The sequence below is a fragment of the bacterium genome (genome assembly GCA_040753555.1).
In the GTDB taxonomy this organism is placed as follows: domain Bacteria; phylum UBA9089; class UBA9088; order UBA9088; family UBA9088; genus JBFLYE01.
The window spans coordinates 5,614-8,776 of sequence record JBFMDZ010000090.1; the positions used below are offsets into that span (position 1 = coordinate 5,614).

Sequence of the window (3,163 nt, forward strand, 5' to 3'; positions counted from 1 at the left end):
GGAATATCAGGTGATGCGGCTGTTATAATTATCCTATCATAGGGTGCATATTCTGGAAGCCCCAATGTTCCATTGCCAACTATAACACTAACATTTTTAATCCCAAGTTTCTCTAATGTCTTTTTTGCCCTATCTTTTAATTCAGAAATCCTTTCAATTGTCCAAACCTTAGCTGCCAAATGGCTTAATATTGCAGCCTGATAGCCAGAGCCTGTTCCTATTTCTAAAACAGCCTCGTCTCCCTGCAATTTAAGAAGGGATGTCATCAAGGCAACAATGTATGGCTGGGAGATTGTTTGACCATAACCAATGGGAAGGGGAAAATCCTTATATGCATCCTCTTTTTCATTTTCACCAACAAATACATCCCTTGGAATATCTAACATTGCAGATAAAACCCCTTTATCCCTAATCCCCCTTCCCTCTATCTGCTCCTTAACCATCATTATCCTTCTTTTTCTATAAATATCTTCTTCCATAAATTCTATTATTTATAGATATAGTATAACCTCTTGCCCAAATTTCCACAATTTTTTACTTAATCCCTTCTGATTGACTTCTTAAAGATATGTTTTTACAATTTTTAAATGGTTAAAATTACCTTTGAGCCATCAAAAATGGAGATAGAAATAGACGAAAAGGAGACCATTCTTTCAGCAATAACAAAATCCTCTTTATTTATTCCAGCAGGGTGTGGTGGAGATGGAACCTGTGGAAAATGTAGAGTTATCCTTGAGGATGGAGAGGTTTTTCCAGAGGTAAAAAAAGGAGATTTTATCCTTGCCTGTCAGGTAAAACCAAAATCAGACCTTAAAATAAGAATTCCAGAATTTTCTCCCATATTAGACAAAAATGTCTTAAAAAATGGTTCTTTGTTTGAGGATTCCTCCCTTATTCAAGAATTTAATCTCTCTCCTTTAATTGAAAAAAGATACATTGAGCTTTCACCTCCAACACAACATGATAATATTGATGATATAGGAAGGATAAAGAGAGAAATTGGGCTAGATTATGGCACTTCATTCAATTGTCTTAAAACCATTTCAAAGGAATTAAGGAAGGATAATTTTAAAATAACGGCAACAATAAAGGATAAAGAGATAATTAGAATAGAGCCAGGGAATAAAGAAGAAAGGCATTATGCCTTATCGTTTGACATTGGAACAACCTCTGTCTATGGAAGGCTTCTTGATTTAGGAAACAAAAGAATTCTTGCTGAGGCATCAGATTATAACAAGCAAATTATCTACGGCGATGATGTTATTACAAGGATTGTCTATTCACAAAAGAAAGATGGGCTTTACGCTCTCCAAAGCAAGGTTGTTGAAACAATGGAGGGAATAATCAATGAGCTTCTTTATGAGACAAAAATAGAGAAAGATGAAATTTCTTATATTGTCTGTGCTGGAAATACAACAATGACACATTTATTGCTTGGAATAGACCCAAAGTATATAAGGGAAGAGCCATATGTTCCAGCATTTGTAAATCACATTCCAATTAAGACAGAATCTATTGGCCTTAAATTTAGCTTACCAACCCTCCTTTATACCATTCCCCTTGTTTCTTCATATATTGGAGGTGATATAACAGGAGGCATTGTTGCCTGCAAAATGGCAAAATCTTCTGCTCTTACCCTCTATGTTGATTTAGGAACAAATGGTGAGATTGTCCTGGGAAATTGCGATTTTCTCCTTTCTGCTTCCACATCAGCAGGTCCTGCATTTGAAGGAGGAGGGATTAAGTGTGGAATGAGGGCACAAAGGGGAGCAATTGATGAGATTGTAATAGATAAAATGGGAGAGCCTGAAATTACTACCATTGGAGGGATAAAACCAAGGGGTATATGTGGTGCAGGCATTATTGAGATTCTGCCTCAAATGCTCTTTGCAGGAATAATAAACCAAAAGGCAAAATTTGAGCCAAGAATAAAAAATAAAAGGATAAGAGAAAAAGAATATGTTATTGCGTTTGCTAATGAAACCTTAAATAACAGTGAGCTTGTAATAACAAGCGCTGATATTGATAATATAGTGAGGGCAAAGGCAGCAATATTTGCGGGAATATCTGTTCTTCTTAAAACAGCGGATATAAAGCCAAGTGATATTGAAAGGGTAATAATTGCAGGAAACCTTGGCTCTCATATAATCCCAGAAAAAGCAATTCAAATTGGGCTATTTCCCGAGATACCTTTGGATAGATTCCATTTCTTTGGCAATGGCTCTTTAATTGGAGCAACAATGGCTTCTTTTTCAAAAGATATAATGAGAGAAATAGAGAAAACAGCGGGTTCTATTACAAACATAGAGCTTTCAAATTCTTCTGATTTTATGAATGAATACATTGCATCTATGTTTATTCCACATACAGATTGCGAGAAATTCCCAAAGGTATGGAAAAATTTGCCATGTGTTTAGCTTTTGATGTGCAGAATTTTGTCCGCTTAATTTCCTATATTTCGCTACCTTTGTCCAGAATTACCTCTAAACAGGATATATTATATCAAAAACGCATCACAAAAAGATAATCTCTTTTTTCCTTTGTAGATTTTTTTGTTAAATACCATCAAAACATTCCGTTGTAGGGCTTTAAAGAGATAAAGATTCTAATCTAGTTTCTTAAATTTTGCCAAAAGCATAGTATAGCCATAATTATCCTTTCTCCTTTAGTAGCCATTGGGTTGGGCTGAGAAGACCTGATATATACGAATTTCAAGGATTGTATGTGTGAAAGAAAATTCAAAGTGCAAAACGCAAAACGCAAAACTTATGGTAAGGATTTAATAAAATTCAAAGTGCAAAACGCAAAACGCAAAACTTATGTAAGGATTTTATAAAAATTAACCAAAGTTTTTAGTTTTTAGTTTTAAGTTTTTAGTTTTATTTTATTGGAGCATTCAAACTAATGAAAAGAGGCTCAACATATACTACGAAAACCAATCTTGTTTTACTATATTATCAATAATCTCTGCAATATTCATCTTATCAAGGGTAGGCTTAAGAAGAACCAAAGAGCCAATTAGCAAGGTTAAAAGAACGTAACTATTCAGTCATTACAGAGAGAAACGGAGAATGGATGAATTGGAGAGAGGGAGAAGGGGAGAAAGGGAGAATCTTAAGAAGGGGAGAAATTTCTCCGTTTCACAGAAAAAGGGGAGAATGGG

The 3,163-nt window shown here is 34.8% G+C and carries 2 protein-coding genes; one reads left to right on the forward strand and one right to left on the reverse strand.

Going from position 1 to position 3,163, the window contains the following annotated elements; genetic code table 11:
- Positions 1–479: protein-L-isoaspartate(D-aspartate) O-methyltransferase (locus tag AB1630_08080; GenBank protein ID MEW6103750.1), on the reverse strand; the 479-nt coding region annotated here is incomplete at its 3' end.
- Positions 480–587: 108 nt separating this feature from the next.
- Between AB1630_08080 and AB1630_08085 the strand changes: the two genes are divergently transcribed.
- Entirely contained in the window at positions 588–2,417 is a 1,830-nt protein-coding gene (locus tag AB1630_08085) for an ASKHA domain-containing protein (protein ID MEW6103751.1), read from the forward strand.
- The last annotated feature ends 746 nt before the right edge of the window (positions 2,418–3,163 follow it).